This window comes from Thioalkalivibrio sulfidiphilus HL-EbGr7, assembly GCF_000021985.1.
GTDB lineage: Bacteria > Pseudomonadota > Gammaproteobacteria > Ectothiorhodospirales > Ectothiorhodospiraceae > Thioalkalivibrio_A > Thioalkalivibrio_A sulfidiphilus.
This window is the reverse complement of the sequence record NC_011901.1, coordinates 116,039-140,144: the sequence shown is the minus strand read 5'-3', so window position 1 is coordinate 140,144 and position 24,106 is coordinate 116,039. Positions and strand designations below refer to the sequence as shown.

General features: G+C 66.5%; 25 protein-coding genes. 9 read left to right on the top strand and 16 right to left on the bottom strand.

Annotated features, from left to right (window positions below; genetic code table 11):
- Window positions 1-5: 5 nt before the first annotated feature.
- Window positions 6-392, bottom strand: coding sequence for a hypothetical protein (locus TGR7_RS00645; protein ID WP_012636722.1), 387 nt, complete (start codon window positions 390-392; stop codon window positions 6-8).
- Between the two features lie 59 nt (window positions 393-451).
- On the opposite strand from TGR7_RS00645, the gene TGR7_RS00640 reads away from it, so the two are divergent.
- Window positions 452-1,165 (top strand): ComF family protein, encoded by a 714-nt coding sequence (locus TGR7_RS00640; RefSeq protein ID WP_012636721.1) that lies wholly within the window; start codon window positions 452-454, stop codon window positions 1,163-1,165.
- A gap of 161 nt (window positions 1,166-1,326) precedes the next feature.
- Here TGR7_RS00640 and ubiA read toward each other — a convergent pair whose 3' ends face one another.
- Window positions 1,327-2,196 carry a 4-hydroxybenzoate octaprenyltransferase gene (ubiA, locus tag TGR7_RS00635; RefSeq protein WP_012636720.1) on the bottom strand — a complete coding sequence of 290 codons (870 nt, stop codon included), beginning with the start codon at window positions 2,194-2,196 and terminating at the stop codon, window positions 1,327-1,329.
- A gap of 67 nt (window positions 2,197-2,263) precedes the next feature.
- Here ubiA and gorA point away from each other — a divergent pair, with 67 nt between their 5' ends.
- The 4 genes from gorA (at window position 2,264) to TGR7_RS00615 (ending at window position 6,503) form a co-directional block, all read left to right on the top strand.
- Window positions 2,264-3,610 carry a glutathione-disulfide reductase gene (gene gorA, locus TGR7_RS00630; protein ID WP_012636719.1) on the top strand — a complete coding sequence of 449 codons (1,347 nt, stop codon included), beginning with the start codon at window positions 2,264-2,266 and terminating at the stop codon, window positions 3,608-3,610.
- 75 nt (window positions 3,611-3,685) lie between these two features.
- On the top strand, window positions 3,686-4,207 hold the full coding sequence (locus TGR7_RS00625) for a gamma carbonic anhydrase family protein (RefSeq protein ID WP_245523008.1): 522 nt from the start codon (window positions 3,686-3,688) through the stop codon (window positions 4,205-4,207).
- A 117-nt stretch (window positions 4,208-4,324) separates the two neighbouring features.
- Window positions 4,325-6,172: an ATP-binding protein gene (locus tag TGR7_RS00620; protein ID WP_012636717.1), complete on the top strand. Its 1,848-nt coding sequence runs from the start codon at window positions 4,325-4,327 to the stop codon at window positions 6,170-6,172.
- On the top strand, window positions 6,147-6,503 hold the full coding sequence (locus TGR7_RS00615; protein WP_081434226.1) for an Hpt domain-containing protein: 357 nt from the start codon (window positions 6,147-6,149) through the stop codon (window positions 6,501-6,503). The genes TGR7_RS00620 and TGR7_RS00615 overlap by 26 nt, the downstream gene beginning before the upstream one ends.
- An 8-nt stretch (window positions 6,504-6,511) precedes the next feature.
- Here TGR7_RS00615 and TGR7_RS00610 read toward each other — a convergent pair whose 3' ends face one another.
- The 6 genes from TGR7_RS00610 to hemB all read right to left on the bottom strand — a co-directional run bounded on the left by TGR7_RS00610 (window position 6,512) and on the right by hemB (window position 12,116).
- Window positions 6,512-7,078 (bottom strand): isochorismatase family protein, encoded by a 567-nt coding sequence (locus TGR7_RS00610; protein ID WP_012636715.1) that lies wholly within the window; start codon window positions 7,076-7,078, stop codon window positions 6,512-6,514.
- A 165-nt stretch (window positions 7,079-7,243) separates the two neighbouring features.
- A complete protein-coding gene (locus tag TGR7_RS00605; protein WP_012636714.1) occupies window positions 7,244-8,641 on the bottom strand; it encodes a nicotinate phosphoribosyltransferase in 1,398 nt (465 codons plus the stop codon).
- An 18-nt stretch (window positions 8,642-8,659) separates the two neighbouring features.
- Window positions 8,660-9,196, bottom strand: a complete 537-nt coding sequence (locus TGR7_RS00600; RefSeq protein WP_012636713.1) for a macro domain-containing protein — start codon at window positions 9,194-9,196, stop codon at window positions 8,660-8,662.
- Window positions 9,197-9,454: 258 nt separating this feature from the next.
- Window positions 9,455-10,111 carry a YiaD family glycine zipper/OmpA-like lipoprotein gene (locus tag TGR7_RS00595; RefSeq protein ID WP_012636712.1) on the bottom strand — a complete coding sequence of 219 codons (657 nt, stop codon included), beginning with the start codon at window positions 10,109-10,111 and terminating at the stop codon, window positions 9,455-9,457.
- A 108-nt stretch (window positions 10,112-10,219) separates the two neighbouring features.
- Window positions 10,220-11,041, bottom strand: coding sequence for a shikimate dehydrogenase (gene aroE / locus TGR7_RS00590; protein ID WP_012636711.1), 822 nt, complete (start codon window positions 11,039-11,041; stop codon window positions 10,220-10,222).
- 70 nt (window positions 11,042-11,111) lie between these two features.
- A complete protein-coding gene (hemB, locus tag TGR7_RS00585; RefSeq protein WP_012636710.1) occupies window positions 11,112-12,116 on the bottom strand; it encodes a porphobilinogen synthase in 1,005 nt (334 codons plus the stop codon).
- Window positions 12,117-12,611: 495 nt separating this feature from the next.
- On the opposite strand from hemB, the gene TGR7_RS00580 reads away from it, so the two are divergent.
- The gene (locus TGR7_RS00580; RefSeq protein ID WP_012636709.1) at window positions 12,612-15,149 is read left to right on the top strand and encodes a GGDEF/EAL domain-containing response regulator; all 2,538 of its coding nucleotides are present in this window, start codon (window positions 12,612-12,614) and stop codon (window positions 15,147-15,149) included.
- A gap of 97 nt (window positions 15,150-15,246) precedes the next feature.
- Here TGR7_RS00580 and hemF read toward each other — a convergent pair whose 3' ends face one another.
- The 4 genes from hemF to TGR7_RS00560 form a co-directional block, all read right to left on the bottom strand.
- Window positions 15,247-16,161: an oxygen-dependent coproporphyrinogen oxidase gene (gene hemF / locus TGR7_RS00575; RefSeq protein WP_012636708.1), complete on the bottom strand. Its 915-nt coding sequence runs from the start codon at window positions 16,159-16,161 to the stop codon at window positions 15,247-15,249.
- A 654-nt stretch (window positions 16,162-16,815) separates the two neighbouring features.
- Window positions 16,816-17,322 carry a gamma-glutamylcyclotransferase family protein gene (locus tag TGR7_RS00570; protein ID WP_012636707.1) on the bottom strand — a complete coding sequence of 169 codons (507 nt, stop codon included), beginning with the start codon at window positions 17,320-17,322 and terminating at the stop codon, window positions 16,816-16,818.
- Window positions 17,319-17,645, bottom strand: coding sequence for a Rieske (2Fe-2S) protein (locus tag TGR7_RS00565; RefSeq protein ID WP_012636706.1), 327 nt, complete (start codon window positions 17,643-17,645; stop codon window positions 17,319-17,321). The genes TGR7_RS00570 and TGR7_RS00565 overlap by 4 nt, the downstream gene beginning before the upstream one ends.
- Window positions 17,642-18,514, bottom strand: coding sequence for a PfkB family carbohydrate kinase (locus TGR7_RS00560; protein WP_012636705.1), 873 nt, complete (start codon window positions 18,512-18,514; stop codon window positions 17,642-17,644). Before TGR7_RS00560 ends, TGR7_RS00565 begins: the two co-directional genes overlap by 4 nt.
- A gap of 351 nt (window positions 18,515-18,865) precedes the next feature.
- Between TGR7_RS00560 and TGR7_RS00555 the strand changes: the two genes are divergently transcribed.
- On the top strand, window positions 18,866-19,282 hold the full coding sequence (locus tag TGR7_RS00555; RefSeq protein WP_012636704.1) for a YybH family protein: 417 nt from the start codon (window positions 18,866-18,868) through the stop codon (window positions 19,280-19,282).
- Window positions 19,282-19,731, top strand: coding sequence for a YybH family protein (locus TGR7_RS00550; protein WP_012636703.1), 450 nt, complete (start codon window positions 19,282-19,284; stop codon window positions 19,729-19,731). Before TGR7_RS00555 ends, TGR7_RS00550 begins: the two co-directional genes overlap by 1 nt.
- Window positions 19,732-19,777: 46 nt before the next feature.
- Here TGR7_RS00550 and TGR7_RS00545 read toward each other — a convergent pair whose 3' ends face one another.
- Window positions 19,778-21,136: an AmpG family muropeptide MFS transporter gene (locus TGR7_RS00545; RefSeq protein ID WP_012636702.1), complete on the bottom strand. Its 1,359-nt coding sequence runs from the start codon at window positions 21,134-21,136 to the stop codon at window positions 19,778-19,780.
- Between the two features lie 191 nt (window positions 21,137-21,327).
- A complete protein-coding gene (locus TGR7_RS00540) occupies window positions 21,328-22,113 on the bottom strand; it encodes an exodeoxyribonuclease III (protein ID WP_012636701.1) in 786 nt (261 codons plus the stop codon).
- Window positions 22,114-22,203: 90 nt separating this feature from the next.
- On the opposite strand from TGR7_RS00540, the gene pyrE reads away from it, so the two are divergent.
- Window positions 22,204-22,845, top strand: a complete 642-nt coding sequence (gene pyrE / locus TGR7_RS00535; RefSeq protein WP_012636700.1) for an orotate phosphoribosyltransferase — start codon at window positions 22,204-22,206, stop codon at window positions 22,843-22,845.
- A gap of 48 nt (window positions 22,846-22,893) precedes the next feature.
- Here pyrE and TGR7_RS00530 read toward each other — a convergent pair whose 3' ends face one another.
- Window positions 22,894-23,277 carry a VanZ family protein gene (locus TGR7_RS00530; RefSeq protein ID WP_012636699.1) on the bottom strand — a complete coding sequence of 128 codons (384 nt, stop codon included), beginning with the start codon at window positions 23,275-23,277 and terminating at the stop codon, window positions 22,894-22,896.
- Entirely contained in the window at window positions 23,274-24,029 is a 756-nt protein-coding gene (locus tag TGR7_RS00525; protein WP_012636698.1) for a sulfite exporter TauE/SafE family protein, read from the bottom strand. Before TGR7_RS00525 ends, TGR7_RS00530 begins: the two co-directional genes overlap by 4 nt.
- Between the last annotated feature and the right edge of the window lie 77 nt (window positions 24,030-24,106).

Sequence of the window (24,106 nt, the reverse complement as noted above, 5' to 3'; positions counted from 1 at the left end):
GGGGCTCATGGGGTCTGCTCCTCGGGGATGGCGACGTCCTGCCAGTTCTCCCGGTTGATGCGAATGATGTCGTAGATGGACCAGGGGATGATCACCGCGGCGGTAAGGGCCCAGTACACCAGGAAATAACTCAGCTTGGGCGGGAAGAAGGTGCCCACCACGATCAGGGCGCCGATCACGCCATAGAAACGGTAGGCCGCCTGCTGGGTATAGTGGCCCACCCGCTCGTTGGGGTGATGCCGGTTCATGGCGTACAGGAACATGGAGGCGCCGAACCAGAAGATGATCAGCGGGAAGGGCACCAGCACGGCCACGATGTTGCCGTAATTGAACAGCTTGGCGGCCGAGCGTGCGGACTTGGCCGTGACGACGCGGGATTCGGACTTCGACATCGATGTTCTCGGTGAGGCAGAATCTTGCGGAAGGGACGAATCAATATACAGGAAGGCTTATGGAGGATACAGGGAAGGTGTCCGCGGGCGGCCTGCTCGGCGCCCTGCTGCGCTGGCTCTATCCGCCGGTGTGTCTGCTGTGCCGGGCGCCGGGCGCGGGCGATCTCGACCTCTGCCCCGGCTGCCGGGGTGATCTGCCCTGGTTCGGCCACGGCTGCCCCGCCTGCGCCCGTCCCCTGCCGCCCGGCGCCGGCCCCCTGTGCGGCGCCTGCCTGAAACGGCCGCCGCCCTTCGACGCCACCCACGCCCTGTTCCACTACGCCGCCCCCGTGGACCGGCTGATCACCGGCCTGAAGTACCGTGGCCGCCTCTCCCACGCCCGCCTGCTGGGCGAACTCTGGGCGAGCCACGCCCCCGTGACGGACCCGCCCGACCTGCTCCTGCCCGTGCCCCTGCATCCCGAGCGCCTGCGCGAGCGGGGCTTCAACCAGTCCCTGGAACTGGCCCGCCCCCTGTCCCGGCGGCTGGGCATCCCCCTGGAAACCGGCCTGCTGCAACGGGTGCGCCCCACCCGGGCCCAGCAGGGACTCAAGGGCAAGGAGCGGCGCCGCAACGTGCGCGCTGCCTTCGAGATCGCTGCGGGCACGGTGCCCGCGCACGTGGCGATCATCGACGACGTGATGACCACCGGCTCCACGGTGGGGGAAATCGCCAGGCAGCTGAAACGGGCGGGGGCGGAGCGGGTGGAGGTTTGGGTGTTGGCCCGCGCTTGAGCGCAGGCCAGCACCCAAACGAAGAGAGAGGTGGGAATTCAAGTGCGAAGTGTGAATTGGGAAGTGCGAAGTAAGGCCATATTCCAACTTCTCACTTCTCACTTCTCACTTCGCACTTCTCACTTCTCACTTCTCACTTCTCACTTCTCACTTCTCACTTCTCACTTCAAAAGGTAGTGCAGGAAGATGCCCGCAAACACCGCCGCCCCGAACCAGTGGTTGTTGAGAAACGCCTGAAAACAGGCCCTGGGTTCCCGTTGCACGATCAGGTACTGCTGGTACAGGGCCAGTCCCGCGGCCACGGTCAGGCCCAACCAGTACCAGGGCCCGAGGCCCGCCTCCCGGCCCACCAGCCACAGGCTCCAGAGCACCAGCAGCTGCAGGATGCCGGTGATCATGCGGTCCGCCTCGCCGAACAGGATGGCGCTGGATTTCACACCGAGCTTCAGGTCCTCCTCCCGGTCCGCCATGGCGTAGAAGGTGTCGTAGACCACGGTCCAGAGCAGGGCGGCGATGAAGATCAGCCAGGCGATGGGCGGCGGGAACTCGCCGGTCTGGGCGGCGAAGGCCATGGGCACGGCCCAGGCGAAGGCGGCGCCCAGATGCACCTGGGGCAGGTGGTGGAAGCGCTTCATGAAGGGGTAGCTGGCGGCGAGCAGCACCGCCACCAGGGACAGCAGGATCGTGAGCCGGTTGAGGAACAGCACCAGCACGAAGGCCACCAGGCACAGCACCGCGAACACCGCCAGGGCCTCTTTCGGCGAGACCCGCCCTGCGGCGATGGGCCGGTCCCGGGTGCGCGCCACGTGGGGGTCGATGTGCCGGTCCGCGTAGTCGTTGATGGCGCAGCCCGCCGAGCGCATCAGCACCACGCCGGCCACGAAGATGAACAGGATGCCGAGATGCGGCCAGCCCTCGGCGGCGATCCACAGGGCCCAGAGGGTGGGCCAGAGCAGCAGGTAGATGCCGATGGGTCGGTGCAGGCGCACCAGCAGGGCGTATTGCTTGAGCCGTTCCAGGGCCGGGTGCATGGGCTTTCATCACGGGTGGCAGGGGCCGTAGAGTGTAGCAAACCACCGTTCAACGTAAGGAGTGACCATGTCCGAGCATTTCGATCTGATCGCCATCGGCGGCGGCAGCGGCGGCCTGTCCGTGGCCGAGCGCGCGGCCCGCTACGGGGCCCGCTGCGCGGTGGTGGAGTCGGGACGCCTGGGCGGGACCTGCGTCAACGTGGGCTGCGTGCCCAAGAAGGTGATGTGGTACGGCGCCGAGCTGGCCCACGCCCTGCACGATGCCGCCGACTACGGCTTTGATCTGGACATGCGCGGCTTCGACTGGGGTGCCCTGGTGCGCAAGCGCGAGGCCTACATCAGCGGCATCAACACCTGGTACCACACCTATCTCGAGGATTCAGAGGTCACCGAGATCCCCGGCCGCGCCCGCTTCGTGGACGCCAACACCCTCGACGTGGATGGGCGCCTCATCCGCGCGGATCACATCGTGGTGAGCGTGGGCGGCCGGCCCCTGATCCCGGATGTGCCCGGCGCGGAGCTGGGCATGGACTCGGACGGTTTCTTTGCCCTCGAGGAACGCCCCCAGCGGGTGGCGGTGATCGGCGCCGGCTATATCGCCGTGGAACTGGCCGGCGTGCTCAATGCCCTGGGCTCCCAGGTGAGCCTGTACCTGCGCAAGGAGACCTTCCTGCGCAGCTTCGACGCCATGCTGCGCGACACCCTCATGGAGCAGATGCTCGCCGACGGGGTGAACGTGCTGCCACGCACCGCCATCACGGGCCTGAAGAAGACCGAGGGCGGCATCGGCCTGGACTGCGAGCAGGGTGAATGCGGCGGCGAGTTCGACGCAGTGATCTGGGCCATCGGCCGGGTGCCCAACACCGATGATCTCAACCTCGATGCCGCCGGGGTGATCCAGGACGGCGAGGGCTTCATCCCCGTGGACGGCTTCCAGAACACCAACGTGCCCGGCATCTACGCCATCGGCGATGTGACCGGCGGGCCGGCACTGACGCCGGTGGCCATCGCCGCCGGACGGCGCCTGGCGGACCGGCTGTTCGGCAATCAGCCGGAACGACACCTCAGCTACGAGAACATCCCCACCATCGTGTTCAGCCACCCGCCCATCGGCACCGTGGGACTCACCGAGGACGAGGCTCGGGAGACCCACGGCGAAGCGGTGAAGGTCTACACCACCCGCTTCACCGGCATGTACCACGCCATGACCGAGCGCAAGGTGATGACCGCCATGAAGCTCATCACCGTGGGCGTCAAGGAGAAGGTGGTGGGCGCGCACATCATCGGTCCGGGCGCCGACGAGATGCTGCAGGGCTTCGCCGTGGCCATCCGCATGGGCGCGACCAAGCGGGATCTGGATGACACGGTGGCGCTGCATCCGACCAGCGCGGAAGAGCTGGTGACCATGAAGTAGGGCTCTAGAGGCAAGTGGCTAGAGGCAAGTAAAACCGGGTTGGGGCTGAATGTGATTCGCACGTTTGAGAAATTTGTGCCGGACATCGATGCCAGCGCGTGGGTGGACGAGACTGCGTTGGTGATCGGTGAGGTACGCATCGGGGCGCAGAGTTCCGTCTGGCCCATGACCGTGGTGCGCGGCGATATCAACCGCATCGAGATCGGCGCGCGCAGCAACATCCAGGACGGCTCGGTGCTGCACGTGACCCATGACAGCCGCTTCAAGCCGGGCGGCCTGCCGCTGGTGGTCGGCGATGACGTGACCGTGGGCCACAAGGTGGTGCTGCACGCCTGCAGCATCGGCGACCGCTGCCTGATCGGCATGGGTGCCATCGTCATGGACGGCGTGGTGATCGAGCCGGGCACCCTGCTCGGCGCCGGCAGCCTGGTCACGCCCAACAAGCACCTGGAAGGCGGTTACCTGTGGCAGGGCAGCCCGGCGCGCCGGGTACGCCCGCTCACCGACCAGGAGCGGGAATACCTGGAATACTCGGCCGCGCACTATGTGCGCTTGATGGAACGTCACCGGCGCGCATCCGCCGGCCCCGTCGGCTGAGGCAGCGCGCCGACCTCATAAACCTTGCTTTTTGTGTGGTCTAGGTCTAGGTTCACTCCTAGAAAAAACCACTCTTTGGATTCCGCCCGTCCACCAGAGGCGGGGGCAAGGCGCTTCGTGGACAACAAAAATAATAATCACGGCGATCTCGACAAAGTCACCCGTGCCCTGGCGATCGGCTTCGGCGCGATGCTGTTCATCATCATCGCGGTGCTGATGCTCACCCTCGTGCAGCACCGTGCCCACATCACCACCATCTCCCAGATCGCCCACGTCAACTACGAGAAGATCGCCCACGTGGAGACCATGCGCGAAGGCATTCGCCAGCGCTGGAACAGTGTGCGGCGCATCCTGGATGCGGACGACCCGTTTCTGCGGGACGCCGAGATGCTCAACTACTTCGATCAGGCGCGCATCTACCGAGAGGCCCGTGAGCAACTCCAGGGCCTGCCCATGGACGCCGCCGAGACCGCCCTGCATGAGCGCCTCAACCGCATGGCCATCGAGTACCAGGCACGATTGGACCTGGTGGTGACCCAGCTTTCAGAAGGCGTGCCCCTTGGACAGATGCGAGAGGCTTTCGAGCTGGGCATCGAGGGACAAGACCGCATCCTGCTTGAACTGAACACCCTGAGCGAGATGCAGCGGACCGCGGCGGTTCGTGCTGCCGAGCAACTCCAGCAGCAATACCAGCGGCAATTTGTGATCATGAGCCTGCTCGGGTTGCTGCTGGTCATGCTTGCGGCGAGCATCGCCCACTATGTCTCGGGCTATGTCACCCGGCAAAACATCCGGCTCAGCGATGCCATGGCGGTGAAATCGCGCTTCCTGGCCACCATGAGCCATGAGATCCGCACCCCGTTGACCGCCATCACCGGCTTCGCCGAACTGTTGCTGGACCCACGCACCCGGGTGCGTCAGCGCGAGGAGGCCATCCGCACCATCCTGCGCAACGGCAACCACCTGCAGCAGGTGGTCAACGAGATCCTGGACTTCTCCAAGCTGGAGGCCAACAAGCTGCACGTGGAACCCATGGAGATCCGCCCCCTGGAATTGATCGAGGAGGTGGCCTCCGTATTGCGCATGCAGGCCCGGGAAAAGGGACTCACGCTGGAGCTGGAACACCGGTTTCCCCTGCCCGCCGTGATTCACACCGACCCGGTAAGGCTCAAGCAGATCCTGTTCAACCTGGGCAACAACGCCGTGAAGTTCACCGAACAGGGCATGATCCGCATCGTGGTGAGCGCGGATCCAACCCAGCAGCGCATGCGCATCGACGTGATGGACACCGGCATCGGCCTGAACCCGGAACAACTGGCCCGCCTGTTCAACCCCTTCACCCAGGCGGACGCCAGCATCACCCGGCGTTTCGGCGGCACCGGCCTGGGCCTCTACCTGTCCCGCGAACTGGCGCGGATGCTCGGGGGCGATATCCAGGTCGACAGCGTGCCGCGTCACGGCTCACGGTTCAGTCTGCACCTCGACACGGGTCCCATCGCGCCAGAGACGATGCTGCACGACCTCCCCAGCCTTGACCCCACGGTGCAATCCGCCACGCCATCGACAGATTTCAGCGCCCTCGGCGGGCGCATTCTGCTGGCCGAGGACGCACCGGACAGCCGCCTGCTGTTTACCACCTACCTGAAGAAGACCGCCGCACAGGTGCACAGCGTGGACAATGGCAAGGCGGCGGTGGAAGAGGCTCTGGTCGGCGATTACGACCTGGTGTTGATGGACATGCAGATGCCCGTGATGGGGGGTATGGAGGCGGTTGAACGTCTGCGTGACGCGGGTTTCGACAAACCTATCGTGATGCTCACCGCCAATGCCTTCCGGGAGGATCGGGAACGCTGTCTGAAGGTCGGCTGCACCGGCTTCATCCCCAAGCCGGTTCGCCTCTCGGCCTTCCTGGAGGCCATCGCCCCTTACCTGCCGCTGCATGAACCGGATGTCTCAGGGGGATGAGCCCCTGGTGTCGGAACTGGCCGCCGAGGACGAACTTTTCCATCCTGCCATCGAATGCTTCATCCAGGGCCTGCCGCAGATCCGTGAATCCCTGCGGCGGGCCATGGACAGCCGCGCCTGGCACGAGGTCGCCGAACTGATCCACCGCCTCAAGGGGGCCGGCGGCGGTGTGGGCTACCCCCAGGTCACCGAACTGGCGCAGCACATCGAGGCATTGCTGCGCGCAGGCCATCACGACCGGGCCCATGATCTGCTGACGCAGATGGACCGGCTCCTCGACCGTATCCTCGCCGGCGCCCACCTGAGCCTGTCATCGGCGCGCACCGGCTGACTGATCCTTCACGCATCCACCACGTGGGCGCCCGAGGCTGACATGCGGCGGCGCGCCTGCTGTCCACCCTCGACGGTGACCGGCCGCGTGCCTGCGCCGATCAGCAGCACATCGAAGCCTTCATCCAGGGCATCGCGCACCGTCGCCGCCACGCACACGTCCTCGGCCAGGCCGCCCACCCAGAGGCGCCGGATCTGGCGACGGCGCAGTTCGGTGGCCAGGCCGGTCTGATCAAAAGCGGAGTTCTGGTCCTGATCGAAGCGCGTGCCCTTGGTGATCAGGATCGTGTCCTGCGGCAGACACAGGTCGGGATGGAATCTCGCCCCCTCGCTATCCTGCAGGCAGTGCACCGGCCAGGGGCCACCCTGGTCCTTGAAGCTCGGGTGCCCTGCCGGGTGCCAGTCCCGGGAGGCGTAGACCGGCACACCCCGGGCGACCGCCGCATCGATGTAGCGGTTGAGCACCGGCACCACCTGGTCACCCTCCTCGATGGGCAGGGCGCCGCCGGGGCAGAAATCGATCTGCACATCCACCAGCAGCAGGGCGTCGCCGGGTTGGAATTCGGGTTTGGACATGGCTGTACCTCGTGTTGATAACGGCATTTTTTAGTCACAGAGGACACAGAGGTCACAGAGAAAAACACCGTGAAGACAATCAAGAATATTCATTGCCTGATCACCAGCGTCTCATCCTGAATTGCTCTTGCTTTGATTCCTCTGTGCCCTCTGTGTCCTCTGTGGCTAACCATCAGTCTTTGAACCGCGTACAAGATGTCGCCCGGTGATTGCCTCGCGCACCGATCGCTGGTGATCGGCGAGCGCCGCGCTGATCTGCACGGGGTAGGGTGCGTCTGCCGGGGTGATGGCCCGGATATCCGCGGGCAGGCGCTTGAGACAGTCCGCGGCATGGTCACGGAGGCACTTCAGGTCCCGCAGGTGGCTGTCCAGACGCTGCCCGTGTTCCATCACCTTCACCAGCAAGGGTTCTCCCGGCAGGTCCTCGCCCAGGCGGCCGATCACGTCGCCCGCGTAGAGCCCGTCCCGAAGTTCCCGGAAGACCTGCTTGCGCCCGGGCAGGATGGGCTTGCCGCTGGAGAGCTTGAGCCGGCCTTCACCGGCGTACTCGGCCAGCTTGTAGGCGATGTCCAGGTCCGGCACGTCGCTGGAAATCCCCATGCTGGTGCCGACGCCAAAGCCGTCGATGGGTGCGCCGCGCAGCAGCAGTTCGGCGATCACGTCCTCGTTCAGTCCACCGCTGGCGAAGATGCCCACCCGCGAGAGACCCGCCTCGTCCAGCCGTGCGCGCCCTTCCCGGGCGAGACTCGCCAGGTCGCCGGAATCCAGGCGCACGGCGCTGACGTGAAACGCCTCGCCCATCTCCTTTGCCAGCGCGATCACGCGGTCGATGCCTGCGATCGTGTCGTAGGTGTCCACCAGCAGCACGGTCTCGGGATACAGCCGTGCAAAGGCGGCAAAGGCGGCGGCCTCGTCCACGTGGGCCTGGATGTAACTGTGGGCCATGGTGCCGCGCACCGGCAGGCCGTAGAGCCGGCCCGCGAGCACATTGGAGGTGGCGGCCACGCCTGCGATGTGAAACGCCCGGGCGCCCTTGATGGCGGCATCCAGGCCGTGCATGCGCCGGGCACCGAAATCCACCACCGGCCGCCCGCCGGCCGCCTCCACCAGGCGCGCCGCCTTGCTGGCGATCACGGTCTGAAGGTGAATCTGGTTCATCACCAGGGTCTCGATCAGCTGCGCCTCGGGCAGGGGCGCGATCACTTCCAGGATGGGCTCGTTGGCGAACACCGGCGTGCCTTCGGGCACGGCGTGCACGTCACCGGTGAACCGGAAGTCCTCCAGCCAGCGCAGGAATCCTTCCTTGAACGGTCCAAGACCGGCCAGGTAGTCCAGGTCCGCGCGGGTGAAACGCAGGCCTTCCAGCTGACCCAGCACCGTGTCCAGCCCGCAGGCAAGCAGGTAGTTGCGCCGCTTCGGCAGGCGGCGCACGAACAGGGTGAACACCGCCTCCGCGTGCATGCCCTCCTCCAGGTAGGCCTGCAGCATGGTGAGTTCATAGAGATCCGTGAACAGGGCCAGGCCCCGGTCACAGGGGGTCCCTGGTGTCGCCATCTCATCCATGGGGCAACTCCGTGGCGGTCAGTGAATCAGTTCGTCGAGCACGCGCACATGCAGATCCCGGTCGGCCTGGGTGTGCAGCACGAAGCGCAGGTGGCGCACGGACGATCGGGTCTTGAGGGTGTCGATCACGGTTCGCAGCGCCACCCGGGCCGCCTCTTCCATGGGATAACCGAATGCGCCGGTGGACAGGGCCGGGAAGGCGATGCACTCGATGCCTGCCTGGTCGGCCAGCTTCAGGGCATTGCGATAGCAGGCCGCGAGCAGCGCGTCTGCCGGCTCGTCATGACCGTAGACCGGCCCGAGGCAATGGATGACGAAGCGGTTGGGCAGGTCGTGCCCGCTGGTGATCACCGCCTGTCCCGGTTCGATGGGCGCGAGTGGCGCGCACTCGGCCTCGAGCCCCGGTCCGGCTGCCCGGTGAATGGCCCCGGCGACACCGCCGCCGCTGCGCAGCCAGGCATTGGCGGCATTGACCACGGCATCCATGTCCGACTGGTGGGCAATGTCGCCGCTGACGCATTCGATGATGACCCCGTGCACGGTCCTTGCTGTCATGGGCCGGCGTCTCCTCGTCGATGGCAGATCCTTGATAGGAGGATAGACGAGGATGGGGGTGTAGATGAGGGGTGAGGGGTGAGGGGTGAGGGGTGAGGGGTGAGGGGTGAGGGGTGAGGGGTGAGGGGTGAGGGGTGAGGGGTGAGGGGTGAGGGGTGAGGGGTGAAGGGTGAAGGGTGAAGGGTGAAGGGTGAAGGGCAAGGAGGAAAACATCACCGCCTTACTCCTCACCCTTCACCCCTTACGCCTTACGACCCATCAGGTCAGCGGAATCAGCGTCAGCTCCACGCGCCGGTTCAGGCTGCGGCCCTGGGCGGTGTTGTTGTCGGCTATGGGGCGGTGGGGGCCGAAGCCGATGGTGGCGATGCGCACGTTCTGGATGCCCTGGCCCAGGAGGTAGCCGGCCACGCTGTCGGCGCGGCGCAGGGACAGGGCCATGTTGTGCTCCACGGTGCCGGTGCTGTCGGTGTGACCGGCCACCTCGATGGCGGTCTTGTCGTATTTCTTGAGCACCTTGGCCACCGAGTTGAGCACCGGGTAGAACTCGGACTTCACCTCGTCGCGGTTGACGTCGAAGGTGATGTTGCCGGGCATGTTGAGGATCAGGTTGTCACCGTCGCGGGTCACGCTCACGCCGGTACCTTCCAGCTCGCGGCGCAGCTCCGCCTCCTGCTGGTCCATGTAGTTGCCCACGGCGGCGCCGGCCAGCGCGCCGATGCCGGCGCCGATCATGGCCCGCCTGGTGCGGTCGCGGCTGCCGGTGACGTTGCCGATCACCGCGCCGGCGGCGGCGCCGATCAGGGCGCCCTGGGTGGCGCGGCTGGTGCGCTGCTCACCGGTGTAGGGGTCCAGGGTGGTGCAGCCGGTGAAGCCGACCACACTGGCCAGGGCGAGTACGAGCAGGGACTTTTTCATAAACACTCTCCGGAAAGGACGATCCATGGTGACGGATTCAGGGTTCAAGTTGATACACCAAACCCTTTGAATTTTGAATTTTGGACATGAAACTGCGGTTTGTCTGAATCAGGGCTGAACGGGGCGCAGGATCTGTATCACCGGCCCGGTCTGCGGTCGCACGCCACGCCAGAGGGCAAAGGATTCCGCCGCCTGCTCCACCAGCATGCCCAGACCATCAGCCGTCCAGGCAGCACCGTGCGCAGCGGCCCAGCGCAGAAAGGCGGTGGGCCGGTCTCCGTACATCATGTCATAACAGCCGCCATCAGCGTGGAGCAGGTCATCGGGCAGGGGCGGCACCTCGTCATCCAACCCGGCGGAGGTGCCGTTGATCAGCACGTGGGCCTGGCGTCCCATGAGGCTGTCCAGGTCCCCGCCGGTGACCGGCCCCAGGTCGGCGAAGTCTCGCGCCAGCTGTTCGGCCCGGGCCCCGGTGCGGTTGGCGATATGCAGTGAAGCGGGCCCGAGCGCCAGCAGCGGCGCCAGCACGCCGCGCACCGCGCCGCCCGCCCCCAGCACCACCAGGTCGCGGCCGGCGATCGCCACGCCCAGGTTGTTCACCAGGTCCGTCACCAGCCCCGCGCCGTCGGTGTTCTCGCCCAGCAGCGTGCCGTCGTCCTGCACCTTGAGCGTATTCACCGCGCCCGCACAGCGAGCGCGGTCCGTGAGCGCATCGGCCAGTTTGAAGGCCTCGCCCTTGAAGGGCACGGTGACGTTGAAGCCCCGGTAGCCCTCGGCCACCAGGCGACGCACCGTGTCGGCGAACCCGTCCAGGGGCGCGAACACGGCCTCGTAGGCCATGTCCTGCCCGGTCTGCCCGGCAAACAGGGCATGGATGCGCGGGGACTTGCTGTGGCCGATGGGGTGGCCGATGACGGCGTATTTATCCATGAGAGACAAGATACAAGAGGCAAGATACAAGATGGGGTTTCACTTGCCTCTTGTACCTTGCCTCTTGCCTCTACTCCTTGATCCACTCTGCCACCTGGCGGGCATAGTAGGTGAGGATACCGTCGGCGCCGGCGCGCTTCATGCTGGTCAGCGCCTCCAGCACGCAGGCGCGCTCGTCCAGCCAGCCGTTCTGGGCCGCGGCCTTGAGCATGGCGTACTCGCCGCTCACCTGGTAGACGAAGGTGGGCGCGCCGAAGGACTCCTTCACCCGGCGCACGATGTCCAGGTAGGGCAGGCCCGGCTTGATCATGACCATGTCGGCGCCTTCCTCCAGGTCCAGGGCCACCTCGCGCAGGGCCTCGTCGCTGTTGGCCGGATCCATCTGGTAGGTGTACTTGTTGCCGGCGCCCAGGTTCGCGGCCGAACCCACCGCGTCCCGGAACGGGCCGTAGAAGCTGGAGGCGTACTTGGCGGAGTAGGCCAGGATACGGGTGTGGATGTGGCCCGCCTCTTCCAGGGCCTCGCGGATGGCGCCGATGCGCCCGTCCATCATGTCCGAGGGGGCCACCACGTCGGCGCCGGCCTCGGCGTGGGACAGGGCCTGCTGGATCAGGACCTCCACGGTCTCGTCGTTCATGACGTAGCCGGTCTCGTCGATCAGCCCGTCCTGGCCGTGGGTGGTGAAGGGGTCCAGGGCCACGTCGGTGATCACGCCCAGCTCCGGCACCGCCTGCTTCAGGGCCCGCACCGCCCGCTGGGCCAGGCCCTCGGGGTTGAAGGCCTCGGCGGCATCCTCACTCTTGGCCTCGGGTGGCGTGACCGGGAACAGGGCCATGGCGGGCACGCCGAGCCGGGCGCAGGCCTCCGCCTCGCGCAGCAGCAGATCGATGGACAGGCGCTTCACACCGGGCATGGACGGCACCGGCTCACGGCGCTCCTTGCCCTCCAGCACGAACACCGGCTGGATCAGGTCGTTGCAGCTCAGCTGATGCTCGCGCATCAGGCGCCGGGAGAAATCATCGCGGCGCATGCGACGCGGCCGTGCCATGGAGAAATAACCGGGATAGGGATGCATGGGACTCCAACTCCGAGTGCTTGGGCCCGCACAGGATAGCGGATCTAGCCCGCATGTCTCACCACCCTTCTACTGCGGCCGCCGATCTGCTCGTTGTGACGGGGCGTGCTCACTTCAGCCGGCTTGACGTAGTGTCGGCTACGCCGGCGCCGTCTTCCGCTCCGCGCGCCCCGTCACAGCGGCATCTCGACGCCCTCGCTACGAACGGTGGTGAGACATGCGGGCTAGGGGATCCGCGGGCAGGGAGAGCATTCGGCACGCAGAATATTCGCATGCACTGAATGTGCTTGTATGGACTGTCACACTGCTGTAAAAGCTGCAAAAACATACCGTTGGTCGGCTCGACGGCCATGATTCATGGCAGCTCGGGCGTCCAGGGTATAAAGCATCTCACGCACATAACCATCGATCCGCCGCACTGGCGCCCCCGCTCGGGAGCCGGGCGGGGCACTGCCACCTGCGACAGACAGGCACGGATCACCCAGGGGAGGAGCGATGACCCATCGCATCCTCGTGGTAGAGGAGTCTTCCACGCTTCGCTACATCCTGTGCCGTGGCCTGGAGCGCCATGGACTGGAACCGGTCGCCTGCGAACACACGCAGGCGGCTTTGTCGTGCCTCGATGACAGCCACTGCCTGGATGGCCTCGCGGGCATCCTGCTGGGCTGGCCCGGCATCCCCGGGGACCGGGACCATGAACTCCTCGATCGCCTGAACGCCCCCGACTTCAGCCACCTGGCCGTGGTGCTGCTGGTGCCCGAGATGCAGTCACGGCTGATGGCCTGGGCCCAGGGGCGGCGCCTTTCCGCCGTGGTGCCCTGGGACGAGCATGGCGAGGCGGCCGGTACCCTGGCCGTGCTGCTGAAACCCGTCCAGGAGACCCGCGAGTCCCCCAACCGTGACATCCGCGTCCTGCTGGTGGACGACTCCCCCAGTGTGCGCTTCTTCTACCAGCGGCTGCTCACCCGCGACGGCTACGAGGTGAAGGCCTGCGCCGATCCGGCCAGCGCCTTTGAACTGGCCTGCCGTGAACATTTCGACCTGGCGGTGGTGGACTACTTCATGCCCGGGGAGAACGGCGACCGCCTGTGTACCCGGCTCAAGTCAGACCCTCGCAGCCGCCACATGGAGCTGGCGGTCCTCACCGGCGTCTACAACGACGAGGTGATCCGCAACTGCCTGGATGCCGGCGCCGTGGAGTGCCTGTTCAAGAACGAGGCGGAACACCTGTTCCTGGCCCGCATCGGCGCCCTGTGGCGCTCCATCCGCGCCCACAAGGCAGTGGCCCTGAGCCACCAGCGCCAGGCCGCCATCCTGGAATCGGCGGGCGACGGCATCTACGGGGTGGACCGGGAAGGCCGCATCACCTTCATCAACCCCGCCGCCTGCCGGATCCTGGGCATCCGCGACCCGGACGAGGTGCTGGGCCAGTCGGCCCACGTGCTGTTCCACGGCATCAATCGGCAGGGGCGCCCCGTGCCGCCGGAACGCTGCCCGCTGAGCCAGGCCTACGCCAGCGGCGAGGTCATGGGGGGCTGGGAGACGGTGTTCCGGCATCGCTCCGGACGACTGATCCCCGTGGCCGGCAGCATCCACCCCCTGAGCGACGCGTTCCGCGAATCGGGCTCGGTGGTGGCCTTCCAGGATGTCTCCGAGCGCAATGCCATGGAGGCCCAGCTGCACTGGCAGGCGGAGCACGACGAACTCATCGGCCTGTACAACCGGCGCTACCTGGAACGGTCCCTGGAGGCGGAGCAGGCGCGCTGCCAGGCCACCGGCCATCGCAGCGCCCTGCTGCTGCTGGACCTGGACCGCTTCAAGTACATCAACGACACCGCCGGCCACCCGGTGGGCGACAGCCTGCTGGTGGAGGTCTCCCACCGGCTGCGGGCCCACCTGGGCGAAGGCCCGGTGCTGGCGCGCCTGGGCGGTGACGAGTTCGCCGTAATCCTGCCCCAGACCGACCCGCAGGCGCTGGAGAAGCTCAGCGGCGGTCTGCGGCGGCTGCTGCACGAGAGCACCTTCCGGGTGGACGAACGCAACTACCGGCTCAACCTGAGCATCGGCGCCGCCTGGCTGGGCAACGCCCGGGAGACCGCGGCCGACGTGCTGGCCAGTGCCGACATCGCCTGCCACGCCGCCAAGCGCGCCGGGCGCAACCAGTTCCATGTCTACGATCCGAACCGGGACGAGCGCGCCTTCATGGGCCGGGACCTTGCCTGGGCCGACCGGCTGCGGGAGGCCCTGCAGCAGAACCAGTTCCAGCTCCATTACCAGCCCATCCTGCCGGTCATGCCGCAGACGACCAGCCGGGAACACTACGAGGTGCTGCTGCGCCTGGAGATCGCCCCGCAGGTGCTCACCCTGCCCGGCGACTTCATCCCGGTGGCGGAGCGCTTCGGCCTGATGCCGGAGATCGACGCCTGGGCCCTGGACCGGGCCCTGGCTGTACTGCGCGACCTGCACGGCCAGGGCCGCGAAGTGGTGTTCAACCTCAACCTCTCGGGACGCACCCTGAGCGACATCCCCACCCTGGAGCGCATCCGCGACCGGGTGCTCGGCTCAGGACTCGATCTCACCTGCCTGGTGTTCGAGATCACCGAGACCTGCGCCATCCTCAACCTGGCGGCGGCGCGCGCCTTCATCGACCGGCTGCGGGCACACGGGGTGCGCTTCGCCCTGGACGATTTCGGCACCGGCTTCTGCTCCATGTCGCACCTGAAGCAGCTGCCCGTGGACGTGGTCAAGTTCGACGGCCAGTTCGTGCGCGAACTGCACCTGGATGCCACCGACCGGGCCATGGTCGCGGCCATGAACGACATCGTGCATGCCATGGGCCTGAAGAGCGTGGCCGAATACGTGGAAGGCCCCGAGGTGCTGGCCTGCCTGCAGGCCATGGGGGTGGACTATGTTCAGGGCTTCTACCTGGGCCACCCTGTGGAGTCACCCACGCCACCCGCCAGGGGTGTCGAGATGCAGCCCGGGGCGGCTCCCGGCCGGGTCATTGCGGCGCCGAAACGCCCGTTGCACTGATGGGGCGATTCAAAATTCAAGATTCAAAATTCAAAGGGAAGGCGCAAAAGACGCGTGCCCCTACCTTTGAATTTTGAATTTTGAATTTTGAATCCTCCTACTCCACCCATTCCCTCGGCTTGAGGAAATGCTCATACAGCCGCGCCTCCGGCGTGCCCGGTTCCGGCTGCCAGTTGTAGCGCCAGCGCACCAGGGGCGGCAGGGACATGAGGATGGACTCGGTGCGCCCGCCGGACTGCAGGCCGAACAGGGTGCCCCGGTCGTAGACCAGGTTGAACTCCACGTAGCGGCCCCGTCGGTAGAGCTGGAAGTCCCGCTCCCTCTCACCGTAGGGGGTGTCCTTGCGCCGCGCCACGATGGGCAGATAGGCATCCAGGTAATGGTCGCCGACGCTTCGCATGAAGGCGAAACTCTTCTCAAAGCCCCACTCGTTGAGGTCGTCGAAGAACAGACCGCCCACACCCCGGGGCTCGTTGCGGTGTCTGAGGAAGAAGTACTCGTCGCACCACTGCTTGTAGCGGGGGTAGACCTCCGGGCCGAAGGGCTCGCAGGCGGCCTTCGCCACCCGGTGCCAGTGCACGCAGTCCTCGTCCTCGCCGTAGTAAGGGGTCAGGTCGAAGCCGCCGCCAAACCACCAGATCGGCTCGGCGCCCTCCTTCTCGGCGATGAAGAAGCGCACGTTGGCGTGGGAGGTGGGCACGTAGGGGTTGCGCGGATGGATCACCAGGGACACGCCGGTGGCCTGGAAACGCCGGCCCGCCAGTTCCGGGCGATGGGCGGTGGCCGAGGGCGGCAGGCTGGCACCGGTCACGTGGGAGAAATTGATGCCCGCCTGTTCAAACACCGCACCCTCGGTCAGCACCCGGCTGCGCCCGCCGCCGCCCTCCTCCCGGGTCCAGCTGTCCTCCTTGAACTCACCCGAACCATCGGCCCCGGCGATGCCCTGGCAGATGCGGTCCTGCAGACCGGTGAGGTAGTCGATAACGGGTTCGATGCGGACTTGTTCTGTCATATCGGGTTCTGTCTCTTTTTTCGGCGTGGATGCCCAGCAACAGGGTCTGCACGTTGACTTGTCTGGCAATGCTTAGCCTGTGGGTTGTGTCTGTCCCGTATGGCTCGCCGAGCACGGGGTTGTTTCGGGGTTAAAGCCCGTTAGGGGCGACGCAGGGATGCGGCGCGTCGATCGACAGGCCTTCCGTGGCCTGACGATCGACCTCCCCGGAACAACCCCGCGCACAGGGGACCCCGACAGGGGCGAGTCATCCAGGTGTCCTTCTTTTGGTTACTTTTCTTGGACAAGCAAGACAAGATCGCCGGGAGCGATCTTGCGCGCAAGCCCCAAAGGGGTGAGGCGCATGGAAGCGCCGAACCAAAGTAACTCGAGCCGGCGGAGAGCCGGCTCGAAACGCCTTTGAAATAGGCTTCACAGGCGCCGCTATATCGCTCCTAGGCAAGGGTATAGCCGCAGCACCTCCCTGTCTCCCCCTCATCAGGGAGACCGTCAGCGGGACAACCCCGCTAGGAGCCTGTCGGACTTAGGTGCCCGTAGCGAGCCGAGTGGGAGAGCGAGGCCATTTTTTCGATCGTTTGAGGAGAATAGCCGTCGCTATTTGACGAAAAGGATCGGAAAAATGGGCCGCTCTCCCACCGGCGCAGTAGGAGCAGCCTAAGTTCGACAGGCTCCTAGATCCTCCAGCAACCGGCGATTGAGCTCGGCCCGCGCCGGGTCCGGATCCGGCACACAGCCATGGGCCTCGATGCCCCGCACGTAGTCCTCGGGCACCTCCAGGAACCGGGCGCCGGTGGCGATCAGATCCCGGTACCAGTTATAGGGCAGGGCGGCGGGGTCGATGCGCTCCGGCAGGGCCAGGTAGGTGAAGGCCCGGCTGCCGTCGGGCAGGATCAGATCAGTGATCCCGTAACCGCGCTCCGCCTCGTCCAGCGGGCCGCGCTCCCGGGCCGGGAAGGTGTAGACGGCGCACCAGACCTGATCCGTCTCCAGGCCGGTGGCCACCATGTGGCCCTTGCCGGAACCATCGTAGCCGCGCTTGTGGAAGGTGAGCCGCCAGCCGGGGAGACACACCCGGTCCTGCAGTTCCGCCGAGGGCACCCGCCGGCGCAGCCGCTCCGGGTGCAGGTTGGAGCCGTAGGCCAGGTAGCGCAGCAGGCTCACGGCAGCAGCACTGCCTGTCCCTCCACCCGCACCGGCACGGGCGTCAGGGACTGGCGCTTGCAGGGCCCGGCCACGCACAGGCCGTCCTCGATGCGGAACAGGGCGCCGTGGGTGGCGCAGACGATCAGCGCACCCTCGTCGTCCAGGAACTGGTGGTCCTGCCACTCCAGGGGCGTGCCCCGGTGCGGACAGCGGTTGTGATAGGCGCGCACGGTCCCGCCCTGACGCACCACGAAGATGCCCACGGGTCCCTCGCCCAGGTCCACGGTCAGCCCCAGGGCGCCGGTGGCCTCCAGATCCTTGAGGTGGCACAGGGGCTTCACGATTCGACTCCCAGGCCATCCAGGCCCGCCTGGCCCACCTTGCGCCCGGCCAGTCGCACGGCGAATGCCAGCGCCTCGGGCACGGTGCGACCTGAGGCCAGGCCGTGGACGAGACCCGCGTTGAAGGTGTCCCCGGCCCCCAGGGTGTCCACCACCCGGGGCGGGGACACGGCAGGGGCGTGGTGCAGCCGCCCCGCCCCGTCCCGGGCCCAGGCCCCGGCCTCGCCCCAGGTGCACACCAGGATGGTCTTGCGGCAGCGCCCGCCCATATCCCTGAGAAATGCCTCGGCAGACTCGAAGCCGCGGCCCCGGGCAAAGGGCCGGGAGAACAGGATCACGTCGGGCAGTCCGAACAGCCGGTCCACCCCCGGGCGTTCCTTCTCCACCTCCAGGGACACCGGCTGATCCACCAGGCGTTCGCGCAGGGTACGCAGCATGGCGCCGGTGATGGCGCCGTCCCGGGCCTCCAGGTGCACCCAGTCCATGCGCTCCACGGACACCCCGGCCAGGTGCGCGGCGTCCAGTTCCGGCAGGTCCCGGTAGTGGACGATGGTGCGCGAACCGTTCCGGGCATTGACGGTGATGTAGGAGCAGGGGGTGCGCCCCTCGCGCCAGGCGCAGTGCTCCAGGCCGATGCCCCGCGCGCTGAGCAGACCCGCCAGGCGCTCGCCGTCGGGCTCCCGGGCCAGCACCGCCGCCAGGTCCACCCGGTGACCCAGCTGCGAGAGCACCCAGGCGCTGTTGGCGGCGTTGCCGCCGGGCACCACCCGCTGGGCGCTGGCGCGTAGTTCCTCGTCCTCGACCGGGTAGTGATCCACGGTGTTCACGATATCCAGGGTGGCGATGCCGATGGCGAGGATGTGGGACATGGGACGTGTGGTTGTGGGCGGGGGAACGGGGGCTTAACCCGCATATTTCATCAAGGATCGCGAATGATTGTGGTCTTAAGGGCCTGTCTCGCGCCGTCTCTGGAAGGAGAAGCGTAGCCGTCGCTACGGTTCGACTGAAGAGCAAGCGAGACAGGCCCTTAAGGCCGCAAGCATCGCGATAGGCCGGCGGCGGTGGTACAAAGTGCCACCTCAGGATTCAGGCCAGATGTGTCGATTCATGCCGCGTCATCAGAAGCTTACACGAAGCCGCCGGTCGCCTTGGTGAAATATGCGGGTTAACCTACCATGAAGTCCTCATCCATGTAGCCACCCTTCAAGTCCATCCCAGCCATGAGCCACTTTGACACCCCGGAACTGGCCGAAGCGGCCTTCTACGACGCCTTCGAACGGGCCGACCTGGACGCCATGCGCGCCGTCTGGGCGGACGACAAGGGCATCTGCTGCATCCACCCGGGCGGCGAGCGCCTGGACGGGGTGGCGGCGGTGATGGACAGCTGGGCCTCGATACTCGCCGGCGGACCGGTGCTGCGTTTTCGCATCAGCGACCGGCGTGTGCGGGTGAGCGGCGATCTGGCCGTGCACATCCTGCGGGAGAACCTCTACGTGGAAGGCGCCCTGCGGGGCGTGGCCCTGGCCACCAATGTCTATCGCCGGGACGAGTCGGGCTGGCACATGATCCTGCACCACGCCGCCGCCGACCCCAGCCCGCCCCGGGTGGAACCGCCCGCGCCCGGCGGGATCCACTGATGCCCCAGCGCTACGCCACCCCGGACGAGGCGGAAGCCGCCTATTACGCCGCCTTCCAGGCGGCGGACCTGGACGCCATGATGGACGTGTGGCTGGAGCACCCGGACATCGTCTGCATGCATCCCGTCGGCGGATACCTGCTGCGCGGCTACCCGGCGGTACTGGAGGGCTGGCTGCACGTGTTCGCCCGGGAACTGGACATCAAGCTGGAGCTCAAGCACGTGGTGCGCACCGTCACCGCGGACCTGGCCGTGCACAGCGGTGAGGAGCACATCACCCGCTCGGGAGACACCGGGGTGAGCGGCATCATCCGGGTCACCAACGTCTACCAGCGCACCCTGGACGGCTGGCGCATGGTGCAGCACCACGCCTCCCCCGGCCCCCGGGAGCCCCACGTGGAGGCACCGCCGGATTTTCTCTCGGGCGGCGGCGGGAATAGAACGCATTAGGAAAGCGCCAGAGGCAAGATCCAAGAGACAAGAGGGGGACGGCACCTCAGCCGGAGGGAGGCTCAGCCCGTTTCGGCTCGGGCCTGGGGAAACGCCACATCAGGATCAGCAGCAGCGGCAGGCCCACCAGGGCCAGGCCTGCGGTCATGGCGAAGAACACCACCCAGTCGCCATCCATCTGGTCCACCATCCAGCCGCTGGAGGCGGACAGCCAGATGCGCGCCAGGTTGCCCAGGGAGGCCAGCAGGGCGTACTGGGTGGCGGTGTAGGCCACGTTGGTGAGGCTCGAGAGGTAGGCCACGAAGGCGACGGTGGCGAGCCCCCCGGTGAAGTTGTCGCTCATCACCGCGATCTTGAACACGGTCATGTCGTGCCCGGACATGGCCAGCCAGGAATAGGTGAGGTTGGTGCTGGCGGCGGCGAAGCCGGCGAAGAGCAGGGACTTCATCACCCCCAGGCGGTAGACCAGGTAACCCCCCACCAGGATGCCGAAGGCGTTGGCGGCCAGACCGTAGACCTTGGAGACGTTGGCGATGTCCGTGAGGGAGAAGCCCATCTCCCGGTAGAACACCCCGGACATGCGCCCCAGCATGGCATCGCCGAACTTGAACACGAAGATGAACACCAGGATCAGCACCCAGCCGTCCCGGCGCATGAAGTCGGCGAACGGCGCCACCACCGCGCCGTAGAGCCAGGCGGCCAGGTCCGCCAGGCGCCCGCGCAGCCAGTGCAGGTGATGCAGGCGCTCGGAGACCCGCCGCTCCCGGGCCAGGGTCTCCTCGGTGGGCCGGGCCCTGGGCTCCGGTGAGACCAGGATGGCGATCACGCCGATGCCGATGGCCAACGCCAGCACCCCGTAGGCCACGTTCCATCCCAGGCTCGCGGCCAGGTACAGGCCGCCCGCGCCGCCCACCAGGGTGCCGCCCAGGTGCCAGCCCCAGATGGCGGCCGCCGAACCGGCGCCGTACTGGTGGGGCTCCAGCACGTCGATGCGATAGGCGTCGATGACGATGTCCTGGGTGGCGGAGACGAACGCCACGAACAGGGCTGCCAGGGCCACGGCCATGAGGTTGCCGGAGGGATTGGTGAGCGCCATCAGGCCGATGGCCAGGATCAGCCAGCCCTGGGCGAACAGGGCCCAGCCGCGCCGGCGCCCGAAACGGGCCGTGAGCCAGGGCAGACGCATGCGGTCCACCAGCGGCGCCCACAGGAAGTTGATGGCGTAGGGGGTGGTGGCCAGGGCGAACAGGCCGATGTCCGTGCGGCTGACGCCTTCGTCCCGCAGCCAGATGGACAGGTTGCTGAACACCAGCGGCGCCGGCAGACCCGAGGAAAACCCCAGCGCCAGCAGCGTGAGCATGCGCCGGTCGTAGTAGACCTTGAGACTCTCAAGCCAGGCGTTCATGGTCGATGTTGTTACCTATCAAGGGATTCGCCCCAGAGACGCCGAGGCGCAGAGGCTGCAAAACACTGGACAGGATTTACATGATTAACAGGATTCGAGCCAAGTCATTCAGTCCGTTTGAAATCCTGTAAATCCTGTGAATCCTGTCCAATTGATTTTCTCTGCACCTCTGCGCCTCCGCGGCAAATCCTTCAGAGATCCGGCGGAAACGGCAGATCGTAATCCATGCTCAGCGGCGCGTGGTCGGAGAAGCGCTGCTCGGTGTAGATGCTCGCCGAACGGATCTTGTCACGCAGGCCCGGGGAGACCACCTGGTAGTCCAGGCGCCAGCCCACGTTCTTGGCCCAGGCCTGGCCCCGGTTGGACCACCAGGTGTACTGGTCCGGTTCCGTGTTGACCACCCGGAAGGCATCCACCCAGCCCAGCTCGTCGAACAGGGTGTCCAGCCAGGCCCGCTCCTCGGGCAGGAAGCCGGAGTTCTTCTGGTTGCTCTTCCAGTTCTTTAGGTCGATGGGCTTGTGGGCGATGTTCCAGTCGCCGCACACGATGTATTCCCGGCGCTTGCGCCTGAGCGCCCGCATGTGGTCCAGGAACAGGTCCATGAAGCGGAACTTGGCGGCCTGGCGCTCCTCGCTGGAGGAGCCTGAGGGCAGGTACAGGGAGATCACCGAGAGCTTGCCGAACTGGGCCTCGATGTAGCGCCCTTCCTGGTCGAACTCCTCGGAACCGAGCCCGGTGATGATGCGATCCGGCTCGCTGCGGCAGAACAGGGCCACGCCGCTATAGCCCTTCTTCTCGGCGTCGTGGTAGTAGGTGAAGTAGCCCTGGGGCCAGAAGGTCTCGTCGCCGAGTTGATGCTCCTGGGCCTTGGTCTCCTGGATGCAGACCACGTCCGCGTCCTGCTGCTTCAGCCAGTCGAAGAAGCCCTTGCGGGCGGCGGAACGGATGCCATTGGCATTGAGGGTGATGATGCGCATGGCTGCGCAGCTTACTGGCACAGGGACGGAAGGGAAAGTCGCCACGCCCCCCCTTGTACCTTTGCCCTCTGACCTTGTACCTTGCACCCCATGAAAACCTACCAGTCCGAATTCCTCGCCTTCTGCCTGGAGCGCGGCGTGCTGCGCTTCGGTGAATTCACCCTCAAGTCCGGCCGGATCAGCCCGTATTTCTTCAATGCAGGCCTGTTCAACACCGGTTCCGACCTGGCCCGGCTGGGGCGCTTCTACGCCCAGGCCATCAGCGAATCGGGGGCAGCGTTCGACATGCTGTTCGGCCCCGCCTACAAGGGCATCCCGCTGGCCGCCGCCACCGCCATCGCGCTGGCCGAGCACCACGGCCGCGACCTGCCCTGGTGCTTCAATCGCAAGGAGGCCAAGGACCACGGCGAGGGCGGTTCCCTGGTGGGCGCGCCGCTCACTGGCCGGGTACTGATCGTGGACGACGTGATCACCGCCGGCACCGCCATCCGCGAATCCGTGGACATCATCCGTGCCGCCGGCGCCGAGCCCGTGGGCGTGGCCATCGCGCTCAACCGCCAGGAGCGGGGCAAGGGTGAACACTCAGCCATCCAGGAAGTGGAGGCGGAATACGGCCTCAAGGTGATCAACATCGCCTCCCTGGGGGATCTCATCGAGTTCATGCGCGAGCAGGGCGGCCTGGACGAACACCTCAAGGCCGTGGAGGCATACAGGGCACAGTACGGTGTTTAAGAAGGCGCCAGAGGCAAGTTGCTAGAGGCAAGAGACAAGAAAGGGCCTTCAATCGCCAAGTGATCGCCTCAGCCACCACACCAGGGCGAAGCCCAGCAGCACACCGGCGCCGTTGGCCAGCATGTCCAGCCATTCGAAGCTGCGGCTCGGGGTGAGGTGCTGGGCCAGCTCGATGGCCACGCCCAGGGCGAATACCCCCGGCAACACCCACCCTGCCCGTTGCGGATAGGCCAGCAGGCCCGCCAGGGTCAGCACGGCATAGCCCAGCAGGTGGCCCGCCTTGTCCGACAGGCCCGTGTCGGGGATGTGGGCGGCGGGCATGAGACTGCCCGCGATCAGCAGCAGCACCGTACTCCAGAAGACGAACCGGCGCGCCCCCGTCCAGGAGGCGTCGAACAGCAGCCGGTAGGCGAGGTTTCGGTGCGGCATCATTTCAGGATCAGGCCCAGGCCCACCAGCAGGGTCACCGCCTCGAAGGCGCGCTTGATCCAGCGGTTGCCATGGCGGATGCCCAGGCTCGCCCCCAGGTAACCGCCGATCAGCGAGCCCGCGATCAGGGCCGGCAGCCAGCTCCAGCGGATCTCCCCGAGCACGCCCAGCACCAGGGCCCCGGTACCGTTCCAGAAGATGCCCACCAGCACCAGCGTGTAGGCCACGGCGCGCTTGTAGTCCAGGCCGAACCAGTACACCAGCCACAGGGTGCAGAACAGTCCGGTACCGGAGGTGAGCGAGCCGTTCAGCACCCCGATCAGGAACAGCCCGACACCGCCCAGCAGGTAACCCCGCCGGCTGCGATTTCGCGGCAGATAAGCCTGTCCCAGGCCGGGGCTCAGCACCGAATAAAGCCCAAGCCCCATGGTCAGCAGGCCCAGGGCGATTTCCGCTGCCCTTTCAGGCACCTGCAGGATGAAACTGGCGCCGATCATCACTCCGGGCAGACCGGTGATCAGGATGAAGCCTGTAAAGCGGCGCTCGAGTGTGTTTTCCTTGAGGTGTCGCAGGGTTGCGCCCAGGCCCAGCGCGACGCTCGCCACCTTGTGGGTGGCCAGAGCCACGCCAAAGGGAAGGCCGAGAAAGATCAGTGCCGGCAACTGCACCAGTCCCGCACCGCCACCGGACAGCGCGGAGAGCAGATTGGCCATCAGGGCGATGACGAACAGCAGGGTCTGGTCCAGAATAGACAAGGTGCAGGGACGCCAGGCTGGGATATCAGGAAGTCGCACCCCGCAATCCAGCGGGCGCGATAGAGCGTAACACAGGG